Source organism: Sphingobacterium humi (assembly GCF_009768885.1).
GTDB lineage: Bacteria > Bacteroidota > Bacteroidia > Sphingobacteriales > Sphingobacteriaceae > Sphingobacterium > Sphingobacterium humi.
The window spans coordinates 188,714-209,878 of record NZ_WSQA01000005.1; the positions used below are offsets into that span (position 1 = coordinate 188,714).

The following is a 21,165-nucleotide window of genomic DNA, read 5'->3' on the forward strand; positions in this document are numbered from 1 at the left end:
CTTTCTTTGGTTTTGAATTATTTTGCTGCTTTACGGCGCTTCAGTTCTTTCATGATTAAGCTGAGCTCGCGTCCGGTTTGTCCACCTACGGAGGTGTTTTCTTGGGCACGACGGAACAGGTAAGGCATTACTGATTTTACTGGTCCGTAAGGCATGTATTTGGCTACATTATAGCCGGCAGCTGCCAGGTTGAACGACAGGTTGTCGGACATCCCTAAGAGCTGGGCGAAAAATACATTTGGAATATGGTGAGGAATCTGTCTTTTCTCCAACTCATCGGCCAAGAGGCGACAAGAGGCTTCGTTGTGCGTACCTGCCATGAGGCCGATACGATCGATATGATCTAAACAGAAATGGATAGCTTCGTTATAATCGGTGTCTGAGGCTGCTTTATTCGGCTGAATAGGTGATGGGTAGCCATTCTCTTGCGCGCGTTCGCGTTCGATTTCCATATAGGCACCACGTACAATCTTGGCTCCTAAGTGGAAGTTTTGCGTAGAAGCATAAGCGAAGTCTGCTTTTAAAGACGCTAATTTATCGTGACGGTAAAGCTGGTACGTATTGTATACAATCGGTTTTTCCTGGTTGTATTTTTCCATCATATCCCTAGCGATATCATCAATGGTATCTTGAATCCAAGAGTGCTCTGCATCGATTAAGACGCGGATTCCGGCTTCATGACAGGCTTTACAGATTTGATCGCAACGATCTAACAGGCGTGCATACTCGGCTTTCTCCTCGTTATTAAGCGCTTGTTTGGCGTCAATTTTAGCAAACAGGTCAAAACGACCCAGTCCCGTTGGTTTGAAAACACAGAAAGAAATCAAAGGGTTTGTTTTCGCGGAAACAACCGTACGTAGGATTTCTTTACAGGTTTCGTCGAAGCTTGCTTCAGACTCTTCTCCTTCGACCGAATAATCTAAAATGGTCGTCACGCCACCTTTACCAAGTTCCTGAATGGCGTGGTAACAATCGTCGATGCTTTCGCCACCGCAGAACTGTTTGTAGATGGTGTTTTTTATGATGCCTTGAATCGGAAGGCCAATGTTTAAGGAGAAGGTAGTAATAGGGGTGCCAATTTTTATTAACGCATTGCTGGCCACCATTTTAAACAACCAATAAGCTTTGTTTAGATCCTTGTCGCTTTTAGATTGAAAAGCGATTTGGGTATTATTAAAATCAAGCTTTGTGGGCGCTGATAATTCCATGTGATGTGTATTTAATTGCCAAAAATAACTAAATAATTATGGATTATATTAATCGTATAATGTAAAATAGTATGCATTTATTGGCTAAATATATACTTTTGTCTATGCAAACATTTACATTACAAGGGGAGTATATCCAAATGATCCAGTTGTTAAAAGCGATGAATTGGGTTGAGCATGGGGCCATGGCCCAGTGGGTGGTGGAAGAAGGCTTGGTGAAATATAACGGGCAGGTGGACCTTCGCAAACGCCTTAAAGTACGCGTGGGTGATATCGTGGAGTTTGATGGAAATAAAGTCAAGGTAATTTAGCCATAAAAACCCTATATTTAGCCTGAAATTATATTATGAAAAAGATAAAAAGCTTAGGATATGAGGTGGTTTTCGATGATGATTTGCAGGAATTGCAATCTTTTCTTTTAGACCACGATTATTCGCAATTGCTCATTCTCGTGGATCGGAATACCAACGACCACTGTCTACCTATATTACAAGCCGGCATTCCAGATATCCTGGACTATGACATTATTGAGGTAGATCCGGGCGAAGAAAATAAAAATATTGACTTCTGTATCGGGGTTTGGAAGACCATGTTGGACTTCGGTGCCGATCGGAAGGCGTTGATGATCAACCTGGGTGGTGGCGTGGTGACCGATATGGGGGGCTTTGCAGCATCAACCTACAAGCGTGGGATTGATTTTATCCATGTGCCAACGACCTTATTATCACAAGTAGATGCCTCCGTAGGCGGGAAAACAGGGATTGATATGGATAATGTGAAAAATATTATCGGAACCTTCACCCAGCCGCAGGCGGTTTTTATATCCACTAAATTTCTGCAAACCCTGGACGATCGTCAGATCCGCTCGGGATTCGCTGAGATTATTAAACATGGCTTGATTCAGGATAAAAGCCTATACCAAACCTGTAAATCCTTGCGCTTGCCGGTGGTTCCTACGGATATTATCCAGACCTCCGTGGAGATAAAAAATGAAGTCATCACCAAAGATCCGAAGGAAAAAGGCTTACGTAAGATTTTAAACTTTGGCCATACCATCGGTCATGCCGTAGAAGGCTATTCCTTGGCCAATGATGCTTCACCTTTGTTACATGGGGAGGCGATTGCCATCGGGATGATTTGTGAGGCCTACCTTTCGTATAAATTGAATAACCTGGATGAATCGGAATTGGAAGATATTGTACAGTATCTAAAAGCCATTTATCCGGCCTACACCATCGACCCGAGCAGCTACCCTGTGTTGTTGGAATTGATGGGCAACGATAAGAAGAATGAAAATAATAAATTGGGCTTTTCCTTATTACGCAGTATCGGCGATTGCGACTTTAACAAGTACGCCGATGAAAGCCTGATTATTGAAAGTTTAGATTTTTACGCTAATCAAGTTCAAAAGTAATCCATGAAGGCGGCGTATATACTCTTGGTTTTCCTGTTCTGCTTCAGTTTAGCGGGAGCGAAGGAGGGGAAGAAGCTGTTGTTATTTACGAAAACGGCAGGTTATCGGCATGATAACATTCCAAAAGGCGTAGAAACGATACAAGGGCTTTTTGCCAAGGAGGGCATTACGGTTCGCCATTCGGAAGATGCGGCTGTTTTTTTAAGTGATTCTATAGCGAGTTTTGATGGGGTCTTGTTTTTCAGTACCACCGGAACCATCTTCAATAGCGAAGAGAAGCTGGCCTTTCAAAAATTCATCGAATCGGGTAAAGGATTTATGGGGATTCATGCCGCCAGCGATACGGAGTTTGACTGGCCTTGGTACAATCAATTGGTTGGAGCGTATTTTATGAGCCACCCGAGGGTGCAGGAAGCTAAATTGCAGGTGTTAAACAGAAAGCATAAAGCAACCCGGCATTTAGGGAAGATATGGATGCATAAGGACGAATGGTACGACTTTAAAAATGTGCAAGAAGGCCTGCATGTCTTGATGAACTTGGATGAAACATCCTATGAGGGAGGAAAAATGGGAGCTGTGCATCCTATTGCCTGGTATCGCAAAGTGCATGGTACGCGGATGTTCTATACCGGATTAGGCCATACGAAGGAGTCTTTTGATTCGCCTGATTTTCAAAAACATATTATTGGAGGGGTGAAATACGTCTTGGGGATGTAGTTTACTATTTCCATAAAAATAGTAACCAATAAGGAGCTTCCGCTCCTTATTTTTTTTTTGCGTTAATAAATTCATCACGAAAATCTTGTTCTTTTAAGAATAATTCATATATTACATTAAACCATTGATTAATTCATAGCTTAATTAGGGGTAACCCTTAATTTTTAATAAATAAGCTAGAGGATAGTTTTGTTTGCTTAGGAATTTGCTGTTGAAATTACCTTTATTAATCAATAACCAATTATAAACCACCAATAGCTCAGATAATAGCGCTTTGGATTCACCTGTTATCAACAAAAATTATTAATAGAAAAGAACCCTCATTATGAACCATTTCAACCCCTTGTTCGACAAGCCTAGTTAATCTTCGCTTTCCTAATTTATTTATGAAGTAAACCTGGCAAAAAGGCTTAGGTATGGATCCTTATTGCCTGAAAATCTCTTGTTAAGAACCGATGTTTTTGACGAGATGGAACCCTCATGCCTTATACAAACTAATTAAACCCGATATGATGGAAAAAATTAAAAAAGACGATTCCAATTTTAGTAAATCCAGGTTCCGATTAAAACCTGTGCTGCTCATTTCCCTGGGGCTGATACCAGCCTTATTACTGCCGCTGGGTCAGGCGGCCTATGCTGGCCAACAGGCAGCCTTATCGCGCGTCCTCCCGCTGCAACAAGCTTTATTGAAGGGAAAGATTGTGGATCAAACCAAACAAGTAGGAATTGCAGGTGCGACAATTAAGATTGTCGGGAAATCTTCCAGCAGTACCTCAGATGCTGCGGGTAATTTTGAGATTGACGCCAAGGTCAATGATGTATTGGAGGTCACCTTTGTGGGCTATGCCTCAGTCCGCTATACGGTTCGCTCCTTAAAAGATCGGGTGACGATAGCCATAACCGAAGATAGTAGCCATTTAGATGAGGTGGTGGTGACGGGTTATAGTACCCAACGTAAGCGAGACTTGTCCGGTGCGGTTGCTGTGGTTAGTGTGGAGGCTTTGAAATCGCAACCTGCAGCCTCGGCGGTGGAGGCCTTGCAAGGGCGAGCAACGGGGGTGCAGATTGTCAGCGATGGTGCACCGGGTGCTACGCCTCAAATCCGCATCCGCGGATACAGTACCATTAATAATAATGATCCGCTTTATATTATTGATGGGGTTCCCTTTGAGGGGAAATTAAGCTGGCTGAATCAAAACGATATCGAAAGTATGCAGGTATTGAAAGATGCTTCAGCAGCTTCCATCTACGGCGCGCGCGCAAACAATGGGGTGGTTATTATTACCACCAAAGCTGGCAAACAAGGAAAAACCAACGTAGCCCTAGAAGCCTATGCAGGCGTAGCAGTTCCAAATGAAGGCGCATTTCCAAAAATGATGAGTCCCCAACAGGTATTGGATATGGAAAATCAATTGAATGGAACAAACCTGACTTTATCTGACTATTTAATTGCGGGGCAAAAGAGTGGTTGGGAAATTCAGCCAGAGGATGTGGATATGTCGAAATATAATTTTAATGCCAAGAACAGGACTGATTTTTACCAGATTACCAAAACCAATAAAGCTGGCACGAACTGGTTTAAGGAATTAGCGCAAAATGCGGCCGTACAATCTTACCAACTTTCGGCCAATGGCGGGACAGAAACATCGCAGTATATGTTTTCAGGTGGGTTTTTAGACCAAAAGGGCAGTGTGATTCATTCGGGATTCCGCCGGTATTCCGTGCGCAGCAATAATCTGTTTGAAGCCTTTCAGCAAAAATTCCGCTTTGGTCAAAACCTTTCTTACTCCTATACCGAAGGGGTGGGTATTGGTGTCAATCCGAATACACCGGGAGGTTATCAGGGTGACGAGTCTATTCTGGCGCAAGCCTTTCGGATTCAAACCCTGATTCCGGTATATGATGAGGGCGGGAATTTTGCCGGAAGTCTTGGTGGATATGGCAACGGAAGAAATCCGGTGGCGATGGCTTATCGGCAAAAGGATAACCTTAACCGGACGAATTTCTTCTTTGGGAATGCCTTTGCCGAATACGACCTCATTAAGGGGCTGACCCTGCGCAGCAATTTCGGGCTGCAATATGAAAACTACAATAGCGTCACTTACCTATATCCAAATCCGGAGTTTTCCGAAGGTAGTTTTAATAATGGGATGACAGAGTTGCATGGCTTCAATACCGAATGGACTTGGACCAACTCCTTGAACTATAAACCGGATCTGGGGCCCGACCATAGCTTGGCCGTAATGCTCGGTACGGAAGCCATTCAACGCAATGTGCGCAGCATTGATGCCAGTAGAAACGGGTATTTCATTACGAGTAGTCTGGATTATTTATACCTCGGTGCTGGGAGTACCAATTTCGATAATGATGGATCTGGTGCCAGCTGGAGCATGTTTTCCTATTTAGGAAAAGCTGATTACGCCTTTAAGGATCGGTATTTACTGAGTTTAATAGCACGTCGGGATGGCTCTTCCAATTTCGGGGATAAGAATTTATATGGTGTCTTTCCAGGGGGCAGTATAGCTTGGCGGATCTCGCAAGAAGATTTCGCCAAGCGCCTGACCTGGTTGTCGGATCTTAAAATTCGGGCTGGCTATGGGGTAACAGGAAATCAGCGTATCCCTGGCTTCCAGTTTATGAACCGATTCCGGGAGTCTTTGGCCGAATCTTCCTATCCAATGGATGAAACGGTAGTAACGGGGGTATGGCAAAGCAATTATGCCAATCCGGATATTAAATGGGAACAGGTGAAGTCGCTGAACCTGGGGCTTGATTTCAGTATTTTGGGTGGCGCAATTGATGGGGCAGTAGATTGGTTTGATAAGCGCACAACGGATATGCTGTTTCCGGTGCCACAGCCTGCAATTGCTGTCGGCTTAGCCGAGCCGCCGTATCAGAATATCGGCGAAATGAGCAATAAGGGGTTTGAGTTTTCATTAGGTTACCACTATGGTAAACAACAAAATAAGGAGTTTACCTTGGATTTAGGGCTTAATTTTTCGCGCTATGTCAATGAAATCATTGAACTATCGCCAACCACCGGGCAGATTAATTATGGTGATTTTAGGTCTATGCAAACCTCCATCCTTAAGAAAGGAGAGGCTTTCGGGGCATTCTATGGTTATCAGGTTGCTGGTATTTACCAAAGTGTCGAGGACATTGCGCAATCGCCTTCCTATGCGAATGCAAGACCCGGAGGGCTTAAATATGCCGATTTGAATAAGGATGGCACCATCGATGCGGATGATCGTACCATTATCGGGAATCCCCATCCAGACTTTGTGTATTCCTTTAATGTGAATGCCAGCTACAAGAATTTTGACCTGAATCTTTATTTCTATGGTTCGCAAGGGAATGACATCTTCGAAGCAACGCGTTACTTTACAGATTTTGGCGTGTTTAAAGGAACAAAAAGTGCGCGCATGTTACAGGCATGGTCAGCACAAAATCCGAACAGTGACGTTCCTTCCTTGCCAGATCCTAAGCAGGCAACTTCGGGGATGGAATATGCGACCTCTTCTTACTATGTGCAGGATGCTAGTTTCCTCAAGCTTAAAAACCTGCAGCTAGGGTATAATTTTCCGACAGCGAAGCTATTCGGTACAAGGAGCACGGTCAACAAACTGCGGGTTTATCTAGGGGTAACCAATTTGTTTACCATCAGCAAATATGAAGGTTTGGATCCGGAAGTATCGGCCACCCCTTCAAAATACCCGGCCTTAGGGGTTGATATGGGTATATATCCGCAGGCAAGGCAATATACCTTTGGTTTAAGTTTAGGCTTTTAATCTCTTTAAAATTAATATCATGTATAAAAGAATATATTATATCCTCGCTATTGTTTTCATGCTGCTGGCTACCGCTTGTTCGAAAGAGTTTTTGAAAAAGCAGCCTCAAGGAGAATTGTCAGAGGAGCAAATTTCTAGTAGCAATGGGGTAGAAGCGACCTTGATAGGTGCCTACAGTATTTTGAATGGTAATGTAAGTGGAACCTGGGGTAATTATAGTGCAGCACCTAGCCAATGGCTATTTGGCGAAGTGCCCTCCGATAATGCCCATAAAGGTTCGGAAGCAACAGATCAACCGGAAATGAGTATGATTGAAAATTTCACAACCATTAGTGATAATCCAAATTTAAGTCGCATGTGGCAGGTGTATTACGAAGGCGTGCTGCGTTGCAACAATACCCTACGTAAGCTTGCCGCAGATCAGGCAGGGATGAAAGAGGTGTCGGTAGCTCGAGCCAAGGAAATTCAAGGGGAGGCGCGGATGTTGCGAGGCCATTATTATTTCTTTCTGTGGCGGGTTTTCAGGCATATCCCTATTGTCCCGGAGTCGGTGACAACGATGCAGGAGGCTATGGGCATTGAGAATAACCAGGATGTTACGGCAGCGATTGAGCAAGATTTCAAGTTTGCCATAGAAAACCTCCCTGTTACCAAGATCAACAATCAATATGGGCGGATGGATAAAAATATTGCACGAGCTTATTTAGGGAAATTGTACCTCTATCAGAAGAAATATCCACAGGCTTTGGCTCTATTTAAAGAGGTGATGGCTGGAAAAGACCTGACAACGATGTCTTTTGCCCATAATTTCGATATTACGAAAGAGAATGGCCCGGAAGCCCTGATGGTTTCAAAACATGCCATTAATGCCAATGGCTCGGCCGATAATGCCAATATAGGTGATATGCTTTCCGGCTTGCACGAAAATACACCGGTTGGTTGTTGTGGCTTTTACCAGCCAACCATCGATTTGGTGAATGCCTATCAGGTAGGTGATGATGGATTACCTTTAGCGCCCGCGAATTATCGTGCAAAGCCTTATATCTCGGATTTGAAAACCGATGCCAATGCCTATACCCTTGATGTAAGCCTGAAGTTTGACCCTCGTTTGGATTATACCGTGGGCAGACGTGGCGTGGCTTACCTAGACTATGGCATTATGCTTGGCCGGACTTGGATTCGAGATATGAACTATGCAGGGCCATTTTTGGGGATAAAAACGATGATCCCCATGGCGCTTTTTGCCACACATGCGGTGCCGGGGGCAAATTACATCACCGGTTTAGATGTAAATATCATCCGCCTGGCCGATGTGTGGTTAATGGCTGCTGAATGTGAGGTGGAAGCCAATAATTTACCGGCAGCCTTAAAACTGGTAAACGATGTGCGCCTTCGTGCCGCCAAGTTGGAAGCCAAGAAGACAGCAACTGGGGAAGATGCTGCTGCTTATCTGGTAAAACCTTACCCGGCCTTTGCATCGCAGGAGGCAGCACGCCTGGCCGTGCGGACAGAACGTAGACTGGAGTTGGCAATGGAAGGGCACCGCTTCTTCGACTTGGTACGATGGGGCATCGCTAAAGAAACTCTTGAAAGTTATGCTGCATTTGAAGGTAGCTTTCTGCCTGCTTATAAAGATGTTCAATACCAAGCTTCACATGACTATTGGCCTATTCCGCAAGTGGAAATTGACCGTAGTAACGGAGCCCTTAAGCAGCAATAGTAGGACCTTGTTTTTAATTGTTAGTTGCAGGCCCAGCGATGGGTCTGCTTCTTTTTGGCATGTTGGAATTGCAACAGCCTATTTCTTGAAGGATTTATTTGGATATCTTTTTCAAAAAATTGCAACATTGAGTATGTTTACCATATGAAAAACATATGGATATTGCTGAGCTTCCTGATGGGTGTGACTGTACAGGCACAAGATCTGATGAAATTAAATGAGCAATTTGATACCTCATCGGTCTTGAATAAGCATTACTACGGATTTAGCCTCTACAATTTAGATACAAAACAAGTTGCATTCAGTAGGAATGAGGATAAGCATTTTACCCCTGCTTCCAATACGAAGGTTTTTACGCTGTTCGCAGCGATTAAGCTAATCGGTGATTCTATTCCTGGCTTGGCCTATGTAGAGCGTGGTGATTCCTTAATATTTTGGGGAACAGGAGATCCTACCTTTTTGCACCCTAAGCTGGATAATGGCAAAGTCTATAATTTCTTGAAAAATAGCGGAAAGAAGCTGTATTATGCGGCGACGAAAGCACAAGAGCCTTTCTATAGAAACGGCTGGTCTATTGAAGATTATGAGTATTACTATCAACCGGAGGTTTCGGTGCTGCCAATGTATGGCAATGTGATTCAATTTCATGAACGCAATGGGGCTTTAAGCCTTTCGCCAGCATATTTCAATCGGTATATCCGGCATGTATCTGATACGACCTCGCGCTATTTGATCCATCGAGCCTTTGAATCGAATGCAATGAACTATAACGATGTGGCCTTGCCAAAAGGCTATGTAAATGAAAAGCCTTTTCATGTGTCGGATAGTTTGCTTATTAGCTTGTTGCAGGATACCCTGAAACGGGAGGTGCAAATGGTTGAGCAGGCTTTACCGCAAGATGCCCAATTGCTATTTTCGGTGAAGACCAAGGATGTGATCCGGGAAATGATGCTGCCTAGTGATAACTTCCTGGCGGAACAGCTTAATATGCTGGCCTCCTTTATGAAAGACCGTACGTTCCGCACAAAAACATTGCGTGCCTATATGGAAGAGCAGTTTTATCAGTTCTTTCCGGATAAAATAGAGCTGCGCGATGGGAGTGGGCTTTCCACCTACAATAAGATTACGCCAAGGGCTATGGTTACCCTATTGAACTGGATTCAATCGGAAGTGCCTAATGAACAGGAACGCTTGGCTTTGTTTCCTGCCGGAGGCCTAGAGGGCACCTTGAAGAATGTGTATGCCACGCCGGGAGGTAAACCCTTTGTATGGGCAAAAACTGGAACCATCAATGCGGTGCATTGCCAAAGTGGCTATTTACAGACCAAAAAGGGGACACGCTATGCTTTTTCATTCCTAAATAACAATTTTATGGGCTCTGCTACACCAGTTCGGAAAGAAATGGTCAGAATTGTTACTTATATCTATGAAAACTTTTAAGCAATATTAATCCTGATTAGGTATATTCGCTTCGTATTGTATGAAGATTATTAAGAAAAACGATAAGCGCCTTATCCGATCATGGTCCTTTTATGATTGGGCGAATTCAGCTTATAACTTGGTGATTACTTCCACCATTTTTCCTGTATATTATACCACCATTACCAGTAACCCGGAAACAGGAGATACCGTATCATTCTTTGGTTTTGAGTTTGTGAATACCGCGCTTTCTAACTTTGCACTATCCGTAGCGTATTTATTGATGGCTTTGTCTTTGCCTTTTATCTCGGCTTATTCGGATGCGGCAGGAAGACGTCGCTTTTTCATGAAACTCTTTACCTATATAGGCGCAATTGCCTGTATGGGTTTGTTTTTCTTTAAGTTGGATACCCTTGAGCTGGGGATTATCTTCTTTGCGCTTGCCGCCATGGGCTATATTGGTGGGGTAGCTTTCAATAATTCCTACTTGCCGGTTATCGCGACACCAGATCAGCAAGATCGGGTGAGCGCGCAAGGTTTTGCTTATGGCTATATCGGCTGTGTAACTTTGCAATTGATTTGCTTTGTCTTTATATTCAAGCCGGAATGGTTTGGCATTACAGACCCTTCTTTGCCGGCTAGAATCAGCTTTTTCCTGGTGGGCTTATGGTGGTTGTCTTTCGCGCAGATCCCGTTTCGCTTTCTCCCAAGAAATAAACCGACAATTGAAAATAAGAAGCTCCCTTTCTTTATTAAAGCAAGAAAGGAGTTTATGGCTGTTCTTTCAGAAATACGGAAGATTCCAGCTATTAAGAAGTTTTTACCGGCCTACTTTTTCTATGCCATGGGCGTGCAAACCATCATGATTGTGGCAGCGGCCTTTGGGGAGAAGGTGTTAAACCTGGGCGCAACCAAACTGATCGCTTCAATCCTACTGATTCAATTGGTAGCCATTGCCGGCGCTTTCATCATGTCATCGCTAGCGAAGAAGTTCGGGAATATCAAGGTTCTGCTGTTCGTGGTGAGTATCTGGATATTTATCTGTATCGCAGCTTACTATCTCAGCAATGAGTACCAATTCTATGGCATGGCTTTATTGGTAGGCTTAATGATGGGCGGCATACAATCCTTATCCCGTTCTACCTATTCGAAGTTAATTCCGACCGATGTTGAAGATACAACCGCTTTTTTCAGCTTCTACGATGTGTCGGAAAAGCTGGCCATTGTGATCGGATTGTTTACCTTTGGAATCATCGAACAGCTTACGCATAATATCCGTTATTCTGCACTGTGTCTATCTGTGTTTTTCGTAATCGGCTTAATATTGTTGTTTCGTGTGTTAAAATTTAATAAATTACAGATTATTCAAAGCAATTAATGAATAAAGTCGAGTTATTTATACCGTGTTTTATTGATCAACTCTATCCGGAAACCGCTTTCAATACCATCAAAATATTGGAACGCGCAGGATGTGAAGTGATCTATAATACCGAGCAAACCTGCTGTGGTCAACCTGCTTATAATGCCGGCTTCTGGGACGATGCCAAGGTTATTGGCCAGAAATTCCTAAATGATTTCAGTGAAGAACATCCAATCGTTTCGCCATCCGCCTCTTGTACAGGGATGGTGCGCGAAGGCTATGATGACCTGTTTACCAACTCCACAGATCATAACCGCTGTCGGGGAATTCAACGTAATATTTTTGAATTAAGTGACTTTCTGGTGAATGTGCTGAAGAAGGAGTACTTCGGAGCTGAACTGATCGGTACGGCCGTATATCACGATTCCTGCGCTGCGTTAAGAGAGTGCAACATCAAAGAGGAGCCTCGTCGATTATTGAGCCATGTAGGTGGTTTAGAACTCGTTGAGATGCGCGATCAGGAGACCTGTTGCGGTTTTGGAGGGACTTTTGCTGTTAAGTTTGAAGGCATATCAACAGCGATGGCCGAGCAAAAGGTGAAAAATGCCCTGGCGGTGAATGCTGATTACATTATTTCAACAGATGCCTCTTGCTTGTTGCAGTTGCAGGCCTATATTGATAAACATAAATTGGCCATCAAGACCATACATCTCGTTGATGTTTTGACTTCTGGATGGGCAAATATTTAAGATACTAATATTTAAACTATGAACTCAAGAAGAGAATTTTTAAGAAACCTAGGCCTTGTTGCTGCAGGAGTTACTTTAGCTCCTTCCTTAGATGTGTTTGCAGCAAAAAAAGGTTGGTTTGACATTTCATTGGCCGAGTGGTCATTACACAAAAAATTGTTTAAGGGAGATTTGAAAAATATCGACTTCCCGGAATATACAGCCAAGAATTTCGGAATTTACGGCGTTGAATATGTAAATCAGTTCTTTAAAGATAAGGCACAGGATATGACTTACTTAAAGGATTTGAAAAACCGTGCTAAAGATAATGGCGTAAAGAACGTTTTAATCATGATTGATGGCGAAGGATCCCTTGGCGATCGTGATGAGAAGAAACGTCTTCAAGCCGTAGAAAATCATCATAAATGGATCGATGCAGCACACTTCTTAGGCTGTCATGCTATCCGCGTGAATGCAGCAGGAGAGGGCACTAAAGAAGAAGTGAAAGGCCAAGTGGTAAAAAGTTTAGCTTCCTTAGCAGATTACGGTAAAAAAGGAAAAATCAGCGTGATTGTAGAAAACCACGGTGGTATTTCTTCCCATGGCGACTGGTTATCAGATGTACTAAAAACAGTAGGCAAGAAAAACTGCGGTAGTTTACCAGACTTCGGTAACTTTTACGAGTATGACCGCTATCAAGGTGTTGCCGATTTAATGCCGTATGCTAAAGGTGTAAGTGCGAAATCGCATGACTTCGATGCCAATGGCAATGAGTCTAAAATCGATTATGGCCGCATGATGAAATTAGTGAAAGATGCAGGCTATAAAGGCTATGTAGGGATTGAATATGAAGGGTCAAATCTAAGCGAAGACGAGGGTATTAAGTTAACAAAAGCCTTGTTAGAGCGCTATAAATAAGCGAGTGAAAACGTATTTGCATAAAATACTGTTCTTAATATTATTATCTTGCAGTACTGCTAGCTATGCGCAGCAGTCTGAAGTGAAGCTTCAACATTGGCAAGATAGTTTAGCAAGTCTGGGGAAAGCAATGTTCTCCAGACTTTCTGAACCTGAGCGCATGCAAAAGAACTTTACTTTTGTGAAAACGCTCGTATCGGCATTGAAGGAAAAGAATTCCTTTCAATACCCCTTTACCAAGTTATCGATGATTTCGATCTTGAATTCGCCAGATCGTAATTTTCGGATATTCTCTTGGAATTTACCCCTTGATGATGGATCTTACCTCTACTACGGTGCGATTCAGTTTCCAGGAAAAAATGGCGAGTTACAATTAAAACCACTGCTGGATAAAACCTTTGAAATAAAGGATCCAGACCATGCCAGCTTGAAAACCGACAACTGGTATGGAGCACAATATTATGATATACAAAAATTAGCGGATAACACCTATGTTCTTTTAGGATGGAAGGGGCATCATGCCACTTATACGCAGAAAGTGATCGAGGTGATGCACGTTGCTGCAGGCGGAGTTGTTACTTTTGGTAAAAATGTTTTTACAGAAGATAATAAACTTGCGCGCAAAATCTTCAATTACACCCGACAGGCAAGTATGTTTTTGAAATTTAATCCGCAGGCCAAGCGCTATGAATTTGATCATATCGTTCCTGCAGATCCTAAATTAAAAGGCAATTTCAAATATTATGGCCCTGATTTATCATTTGATGCCTATAATTTAGAAAATGGCAGCCTGCGCTTTCAGCCTGATGTTGAAGTTTTAAACCCTATTCGTGGCGATGAAGATAGCTTTTTAGCCCCCAATCGGAAGGATATAAAAAAGGACAGCGGTTTTTAATCCCTTTTAATTTGTAAATAAAAATTTGTTTATTTGCTTTCCAAATAAAATTATGTTTGGAAATTAAACAGACATTAACGTAAATAAAAATAATAGATGAAGCTAAAGAAAGACGTAAAACTGGTGCAACAGCATGCTCCGATGGAGACGGAATTGCTGGGCGCAAAACGCCATGTTGCCAGTGTTTTATGCACGTCCTTGCTGCTTGGTGGGAGCCCTGTAGTCAAGCGAAAAGCGGTACCTGCTAGCATGTCTTCTTTCTGATTTATCCCTATTATTTGATAGCTGAATTGATTTCTATTCGGCTATTTTAGATTTTATAATCCTGCGAAAAAATTAGCGAGTATCCTAAATAATAAAATATGAGTCAGATTTCAGATGCTTCCTTTTCGGAAGAATTAGAAAAACAAGGAATCGATGGGAGTTTGGTTTTAGGCCATCCATCGGGACTGTTTGTTGTGTTTTTTACCGAGATGTGGGAGCGTTTTTCCTTCTACGGGATGCGGGTCCTTTTGATCAACTTCTTAACCAGTGCGATTATTTCTGGTAGTCCGTTCTCTGGATGGGGTTGGGATCCGGTGCAGGCTGGAGCCCTTTATGGTACCTACGCCTTGTTATTGTACATTACACCTATCTTCGGGGGTATTTTAGCCGATAAGTATTTAGGCTATCGCTATGCCGTCGTCATCGGGGCTGCCATCATGACCCTGGGTCACTTGTTTATGGCCTTCGATACGCCGCTGTTCCTATATCTGGGGCTTGGCGCCTTAGTCATCGGTACAGGGTTCTTTAAACCGAATATGACGTCTATTCTTTCTGAGATGTACAAGAAGTTTCCGCAGAAAAAAGATGCGGCCTACACCATTTTCTACATGGGTGTAAATGCCGGTGCTTTCTTTGGTATGATGCTTTGTGGTTACCTCGCTGAACGAGTAGGATGGCATTATGGCTTCGGATTGGCCGGAATCTTTATGTTCTTAGGAACCTTACAATTCTGGTATGCTAAACCAATCTTCGGTAAAGTAGGCGATCCTCCATCCAAAGAAGATAAGGCAAATACCGCCAAAATAGTAGAAAGCGACGATCCGGAAGATAAACCAAATCCATTTACCATGGTGGATATGGTGCTTATTGCGGTAATGACCATCTTCGGATTAGCTTACTCTTTTAACGATCCATTATCTAAAATCGCAGGAATCGATATCCTGGCAAGCTTGCAGATCGGCAATATGGCCGGACAGAATGTAGCTATTATTGCTGCTTTAGCCTTGTTCTTATTCGTTGTGATCTCCAGATTGATTCGTTACTCCAAGATTGTTAGAAACCGATTGATCGCTGTTATCATCTTTGCGTTCTTCGTGATCTTCTTCTGGATGTCTTTCGAGCAGGGAGCTTCCTCGCTGGTTATCTTTGCACGCGATAATGTAGATCGAACCTTATCTGGTAACTCCTTAACCATTTTCAACATCGTTAATACGTTATTGACGGTTGTGCCCTTGATCTTGATTACTTATGTAGTTGCAAAACTGACCAAACAAACCTATGGCAAAGCACCTTTAACCAACTTGGTACAATTTGTTTGTTTTGCGGGTGTTTGGGGAATTGCTATTTACATGTTATACCGTGAGTTTACGGCTGAAGCTTCGGAAATCACTGTTTCCTGGTTCTCCATCATGAACTCTTTCTTCATTATTACCTTCGCTAACTTTGTTTCCAAAATCTGGGATTCCAAATACAATCCACCTGCAGCGGTGAAGTATGGCTTAGGCCTTATTGTGATGGCTATCGGTTTCGGCTTATTAGCCTTTGGAGCGCAAGGTATCCAAGAGGGGGTTAAAGTATCGATGATCTGGTTAATTTTGGCTTACTTATTCCATACCTTAGGCGAGTTATGCTTATCGCCAGTAGGATTATCTTATGTTTCCAAGCTTGTTCCGGCGCGCATGATCGGCTTTATGTTCGGTATGTGGTACCTGGCCATTGCTATAGGTAATAAATTGGCAGCCATCCTAGGTGGTCAGATCGAGAATATTACCAATGAATACTCCTTAAGTACCTTCTTCCTGATATTTACCGTTGTACCTATTGTTGCCGGTCTATTGGTGATGATGCTCAACCCGGTATTGAAGAGGTTAATGCACGGTGTAAAATAACCTATATTATTATACGATTATGTCATTAGAGGCACACAAATCACTTGAAGAAGTTCAAAACTTCCAAGGTAAATATCCCAAACAGATCTGGAGATTATTCTTCTCCGAGATGTGGGAGCGGTTCTGTTTTTACGGAATGCGCGGGATGTTGGTATTCTTTATGATTACCCAACTTAACTTCGCTGAAAAAGAAGCCAACCTGCAATATGGTGCTACGCAAGCTTTCGTTTATGCTTTTACCTTTATCGGTGGATTATTCGCAGATAAGGTCTTAGGCTTCCGGAAATCCTTGTTCTTTGGAGGCTTGATGATGATTGTCGGTTCGGTACTCTTATCAATCGATACGCATCAGTTCTTCTTCTTCGGTTTAGCATTTATCATTATCGGAACAGGTTTCTTCAAGCCGAATATTTCCACGATGGTAGGCGAGCTGTACAAAGACGGTGATAACCGTCGCGATGCCGGATTCTCCTTATTCTATGCAGGTATCAACTTAGGTGCTTTCCTAGGGGGGTACATCTGTGTGGCTATTGGTAAAGGCTATATGCTAAGCTCGGTAATCGATGAGGCCTATCGTTGGAATGTGGCATTCGGATTAGCGGCCGTAGGGATGATCATCAGTTTGATCAACTTCCAATTTACCAAGCATGAGCTAGGGCCTATTGGATTGCAGCCCGGTCACCCCGATGCGATTGTGAAAGCCAAGCCCCTACCAAAATGGGTAGAGTATGCGGTATATGCTGGTGTGCTTTTATTGGTACCTTTGATACAAACGATGGTCTCTAAAACCGCGTATACTGATTACTTTATGTATACCATAGGGCCATTAACCTTAATCTACTTGTTCTACGAAATGTCCAAAGTAGAGAAAAAGGAGCGCCAGAAGCTTATGGCAGCCTTAATCTTTATCTTATTCTCCATTGTTTTCTGGGGAATCTACGAGCAGAGTGGTGGCTCGCTAAGCATCTTTGCGGCGAAAAACTTAAATGATGAAGTATTGGGTGGCGCCTTCCGTTTAGACCCTAATGGGGTCAATAACTCCGGTGGAGCCTTCTTTATTATTGCCTTAGCGCCTTTGTTTGGTTTGCTATGGTTATGGTTAGCCAAGCGTAATATCGAGCCCAATACAGTTATTAAATTTGGATTAGGCTTTATCTTCTTAGGCTTAGGATTCTATGTGCTCTATGCTACACGTTTCTTCGCCGTTGAGGGTATGACCTCCTTAGATATTTTCACCATTGCTTTATTGGTGATTACCTTAGGTGAACTCTGTTTGTCGCCGATAGGGCTATCTATTATGACGAAACTATCGCCAGCAAGATTGCAAGGCATCATGATGGGGATGTGGTTCTTGGCGAGTGCTTATGGTCAATACGCGGCCGGATTAATTGGCGCGAATATGGCGGAAGCCCGTGAAGGAGACTCCTTGATGGATAAGCTACTTACCTATACCGAAGGGTATAAGCAGTTGGGCATCTACGCCCTGATTGCCGGGGCCGTGCTGATCGTCCTCTCGCCGTTAATCAAAAAACTGATGCATGGCGTCAATTAATACGAAAGCCGAATAGTTCAACTATTCGGCTTTTTTGTTTCTTCTGCACATTAGCCTCCCTGCTGTGCAATTAATGTTAAAGTTTGTTTAACTTTACGCCAACAAAATTTAAACAGTGTCAGATAGTATTGTAATCATTCCTACCTATAACGAGAAGGAAAATATTGAACGGATTATCAGAAAGGTGTTTTCATTAGAAATACCTTTTCATGTGTTGGTAGTAGACGATGGTTCGCCCGATGGCACTGCAGAAATCGTACGGCGTTTGCAAGGGGAGTTCCACGGGCAGCTGCATATGGAAGAGCGCAAAGGAAAGCTAGGGCTGGGCACCGCCTATATCCATGGATTCCGCTGGGCCTTACAACGTAGCTACGAATATATCTTTGAGATGGATGCTGATTTCAGCCATAATCCCGATGACCTGATCCGTCTGCGGGAGGCTTGTGCGCAGCAAGGTGCCGATATGGCCATTGGCTCACGATATATCAAAGGGGTGAATGTGGTAAACTGGCCAATGAATAGGGTGTTGATGTCGTATTTCGCATCGGCCTATGTGCGTCTAATTACCCGCATCGATATTCAAGATGCCACGGCAGGTTTCGTTTGTTTCCGCAGGAAGGTTTTGGAAACTATCCCGCTAGATCAAGTGAAATTCGTGGGCTATGCTTTCCAGATCGAAATGAAATTTACAGCCATTAAGTATGGCTTTCGTGTGGTCGAGATACCAATTATCTTTACCGATAGAACATTAGGTACTTCAAAAATGAGTACAAAAATATTTAAAGAAGCTTTTTTTGGTGTTATTCAGATGAAAATGGCCAGTTTCTTTAAGAATTACAATAAATAGTGTATTTTTCTGTTTAATACAATAGATTAATTTATATGAACGAAAACCTTGATCCAAATCCTGAGAGATTGACGCCGACTGAAAAAGATCTGGAACGGGTTCTTCGTCCCCAGAGTTTCGACGACTTCACTGGACAGGCCAAGATCTTGGAAAACCTGTCTATCTTCGTAAAAGCCGCTAAACTACGTGGCGAAGCGTTGGATCATGTCCTCTTACATGGCCCCCCGGGACTCGGGAAAACCACGCTATCACATATTATTGCCAATGAAATGGGCGTAGGTATAAAAATTACCTCCGGACCCGTATTAGATAAACCTGGCGACTTAGCCGGGCTCTTAACCAACCTGGATGAAGGGGATATCCTATTTATCGATGAAATCCACCGTTTAAGCCCGCTGGTGGAAGAATATTTGTATTCAGCAATGGAAGACTTCAAAATCGACATCATGCTGGAGACAGGGCCAAATGCACGTTCCGTGCAAATCTCATTGAATCCCTTTACCTTAGTGGGGGCAACCACCCGCTCGGGCTTACTGACGGCGCCCTTACGTGCGCGCTTCGGTATCAATTCCCGTCTGCAATATTACGATTCCAAATTACTCACCGATATCGTGATGCGATCGGCTATTATCCTCAAGGTTCCTATCTCCGAAGAAGGGGCCTATGAAATTGCCCGTCGTAGTCGCGGAACCCCACGTATTGCCAATGCTTTATTGCGTAGAACACGCGATTTCGCACAGATTAAAGGCAACGGATCCATCGATAAGGCCATCGCGCAATTCGCCTTGAATGCCTTGAATGTCGATGAAAATGGACTCGATGAAATGGATAATAGAATTTTAAGCACGATTATTGATAAGTTCAAAGGCGGTCCGGTAGGGGTGAAAACCATTGCGACAGCCGTTGGCGAGGATGAAGGGACTATTGAAGAAGTATACGAGCCGTTTTTAATACAAGAAGGCTATTTGATGCGCACCTCCCGGGGGCGAGAGTGCACCGAATTAGCATTTAAACATTTAGGAAAAATTAATCACTACAAAGGAAACACACTATTTTAATTATGCAATTAAAGAAAATCTTAAGTCTAGGAGTCATCGCTATACCCTTATTTCTGAATGCACAAGCATTAAAATGTCCACCAGTAGATATGTACGGCAATGCCGATCAAAAGTTTGATCTTACCGCAGGTTTGGGTACAACGCTCCTTTACGGCGATATCAAGCACGAAACTAATCTAGGCTTCGGTGCTGTGTTGAAGTTAGATTATAAGGTTTATAAAGGCCTTTACCTGGGTGTAGAAGGGCAGATGGGTCGTCTGCGCGCCAAAGGAGATGATAATCCTTTATCACCAGACTGGGATCCACGCCATGTGACCAACCAGTTTTACTATACCGGTTTGTTCAATGCAACCGTTTATCCCTATCGCTTCTTCGTGAATGAGCGCGAGCTCTTCCGCCGCAGTGGCTTTGAGAAAATCATCTTAAATGGCTTCTATGTAGCTTTAGGTGCCGGAGGGATATTTAATAACTACGCGAAAATCGAGCGTGCTACCACTTACAGGTATCAATCCGCAGATGGTTTAGAAGAGATTGTACACCAGATTCCAGAAGGATTGGTGAACGGTCCGTACGAAAGCCAAACCCGTACCGATGCTGCGGGCAATGTGACAGAAAGAAAGGTGTATAAAGATAGATCCCGTGATATCTTATTTCCTGTTGCCAACGTAGGACTTGCTATACCTTTGAATAAATACAGCAGCTACGGCAGTGCAGGCTACTTTACTTTGGTATTGAATACGCAATTTACCTTCTCGCAAGGTGAAGATCTAGACGGATATAATCCATTGGATTCCAATGGCCAATCCGCCAGTAAATACAACGATATGTATAACTTCTCCTATTTAGGCGTTCGCTATACGTTTTAATATACGGCTACCTCGGCTTTTTAACGCTGGGGTAGCTTCTTTTTCCAAGGCCAATTCTATGCGCAAGCGCAATTCATGTGCTATCCATTCCTGCTTGGGCACTAAGCGTGCTAAAATATCCATCGCATTTACCAATACGGCCACCGGGCAGTCGCTATGGTCGATAATCCAAAACGATTTTTCCAATATCGCTTCTTCCTGTTCCTCCGTAATGTGTATCGCCTGATGGGACTTGCTGTATAAAAGCATAACGAGTTTGCTGAAGCTACGCAATACACTCCAATTTTCATTCGCCACATAAATCGCTATAATTTCCCTGCTATATTGGGCAAAATAGGCAGGTCGCTTCATAAAGATATGCTCCACATACCAGGCCGTCCGGAACGATAACCGCCCTTCAAGGGGCATTTGCAGCCAGGCCAGTAGCGTAGGCACCGGAAATAAATCAATCGCTTCCTCTGTAAGCGAAGAAGCACTATAGTTCAATAGTGCTTCTTTCAGTTGTTCTTCGGTATAAACCAT

General features: G+C 43.2%; 17 protein-coding genes. 15 read left to right on the plus strand and 2 right to left on the minus strand.

The features are described 5' to 3' along the window. Window positions 1-17: 17 nt before the first annotated feature. Window positions 18-1,208 carry a proline dehydrogenase family protein gene (locus tag GQF63_RS08630; RefSeq protein WP_160368823.1) on the minus strand — a complete coding sequence of 397 codons (1,191 nt, stop codon included), beginning with the start codon at window positions 1,206-1,208 and terminating at the stop codon, window positions 18-20. Window positions 1,209-1,312: 104 nt separating this feature from the next. Between GQF63_RS08630 and GQF63_RS08635 the strand changes: the two genes are divergently transcribed. From GQF63_RS08635 to GQF63_RS08705, 15 genes are all read left to right on the plus strand, one after another. Further along, entirely contained in the window at window positions 1,313-1,519 is a 207-nt protein-coding gene (locus tag GQF63_RS08635; RefSeq protein WP_160368824.1) for an RNA-binding S4 domain-containing protein, read from the plus strand. Between the two features lie 35 nt (window positions 1,520-1,554). After that, window positions 1,555-2,622 carry a 3-dehydroquinate synthase gene (aroB, locus tag GQF63_RS08640; RefSeq protein WP_160368825.1) on the plus strand — a complete coding sequence of 356 codons (1,068 nt, stop codon included), beginning with the start codon at window positions 1,555-1,557 and terminating at the stop codon, window positions 2,620-2,622. Between the two features lie 3 nt (window positions 2,623-2,625). Further along, on the plus strand, window positions 2,626-3,339 hold the full coding sequence (locus tag GQF63_RS08645) for a ThuA domain-containing protein (protein WP_160368826.1): 714 nt from the start codon (window positions 2,626-2,628) through the stop codon (window positions 3,337-3,339). A gap of 509 nt (window positions 3,340-3,848) precedes the next feature. After that, window positions 3,849-7,127 (plus strand): SusC/RagA family TonB-linked outer membrane protein, encoded by a 3,279-nt coding sequence (locus GQF63_RS08650; protein WP_160368827.1) that lies wholly within the window; start codon window positions 3,849-3,851, stop codon window positions 7,125-7,127. A gap of 19 nt (window positions 7,128-7,146) precedes the next feature. Beyond that, window positions 7,147-8,847 (plus strand): RagB/SusD family nutrient uptake outer membrane protein, encoded by a 1,701-nt coding sequence (locus GQF63_RS08655; RefSeq protein WP_160368828.1) that lies wholly within the window; start codon window positions 7,147-7,149, stop codon window positions 8,845-8,847. A 144-nt stretch (window positions 8,848-8,991) separates the two neighbouring features. After that, the gene (locus GQF63_RS08660; RefSeq protein WP_160368829.1) at window positions 8,992-10,287 is read left to right on the plus strand and encodes a D-alanyl-D-alanine carboxypeptidase/D-alanyl-D-alanine-endopeptidase; all 1,296 of its coding nucleotides are present in this window, start codon (window positions 8,992-8,994) and stop codon (window positions 10,285-10,287) included. A 40-nt stretch (window positions 10,288-10,327) separates the two neighbouring features. Further along, entirely contained in the window at window positions 10,328-11,644 is a 1,317-nt protein-coding gene (locus tag GQF63_RS08665; RefSeq protein WP_160368830.1) for an MFS transporter, read from the plus strand. Next, on the plus strand, window positions 11,644-12,375 hold the full coding sequence (locus GQF63_RS08670) for a (Fe-S)-binding protein (protein ID WP_160368831.1): 732 nt from the start codon (window positions 11,644-11,646) through the stop codon (window positions 12,373-12,375). The genes GQF63_RS08665 and GQF63_RS08670 overlap by 1 nt, the downstream gene beginning before the upstream one ends. A gap of 18 nt (window positions 12,376-12,393) precedes the next feature. After that, complete coding sequence (locus GQF63_RS08675; RefSeq protein ID WP_160368832.1) at window positions 12,394-13,272, plus strand: sugar phosphate isomerase/epimerase family protein; 879 nt, start codon at window positions 12,394-12,396, stop codon at window positions 13,270-13,272. A 4-nt stretch (window positions 13,273-13,276) separates the two neighbouring features. After that, window positions 13,277-14,167: a hypothetical protein gene (locus tag GQF63_RS08680; RefSeq protein WP_160368833.1), complete on the plus strand. Its 891-nt coding sequence runs from the start codon at window positions 13,277-13,279 to the stop codon at window positions 14,165-14,167. 362 nt (window positions 14,168-14,529) lie between these two features. Beyond that, complete coding sequence (locus GQF63_RS08685) at window positions 14,530-16,320, plus strand: peptide MFS transporter (RefSeq protein ID WP_160368834.1); 1,791 nt, start codon at window positions 14,530-14,532, stop codon at window positions 16,318-16,320. 19 nt (window positions 16,321-16,339) lie between these two features. Further along, complete coding sequence (locus GQF63_RS08690) at window positions 16,340-17,872, plus strand: peptide MFS transporter (protein WP_160368835.1); 1,533 nt, start codon at window positions 16,340-16,342, stop codon at window positions 17,870-17,872. Between the two features lie 115 nt (window positions 17,873-17,987). After that, window positions 17,988-18,719 carry a glycosyltransferase gene (locus GQF63_RS08695; protein ID WP_160368836.1) on the plus strand — a complete coding sequence of 244 codons (732 nt, stop codon included), beginning with the start codon at window positions 17,988-17,990 and terminating at the stop codon, window positions 18,717-18,719. 35 nt (window positions 18,720-18,754) lie between these two features. After that, entirely contained in the window at window positions 18,755-19,777 is a 1,023-nt protein-coding gene (gene ruvB / locus GQF63_RS08700) for a Holliday junction branch migration DNA helicase RuvB (RefSeq protein ID WP_160368837.1), read from the plus strand. 2 nt (window positions 19,778-19,779) lie between these two features. Further along, window positions 19,780-20,643 (plus strand): hypothetical protein, encoded by an 864-nt coding sequence (locus GQF63_RS08705; protein ID WP_160368838.1) that lies wholly within the window; start codon window positions 19,780-19,782, stop codon window positions 20,641-20,643. Here the strand turns inward: GQF63_RS08705 and GQF63_RS08710 are convergent. Then, window positions 20,620-21,165, minus strand: a complete 546-nt coding sequence (locus GQF63_RS08710) for a hypothetical protein (RefSeq protein WP_160368839.1) — start codon at window positions 21,163-21,165, stop codon at window positions 20,620-20,622. The two genes, GQF63_RS08705 and GQF63_RS08710, sit on opposite strands and share 24 nt — an antisense overlap.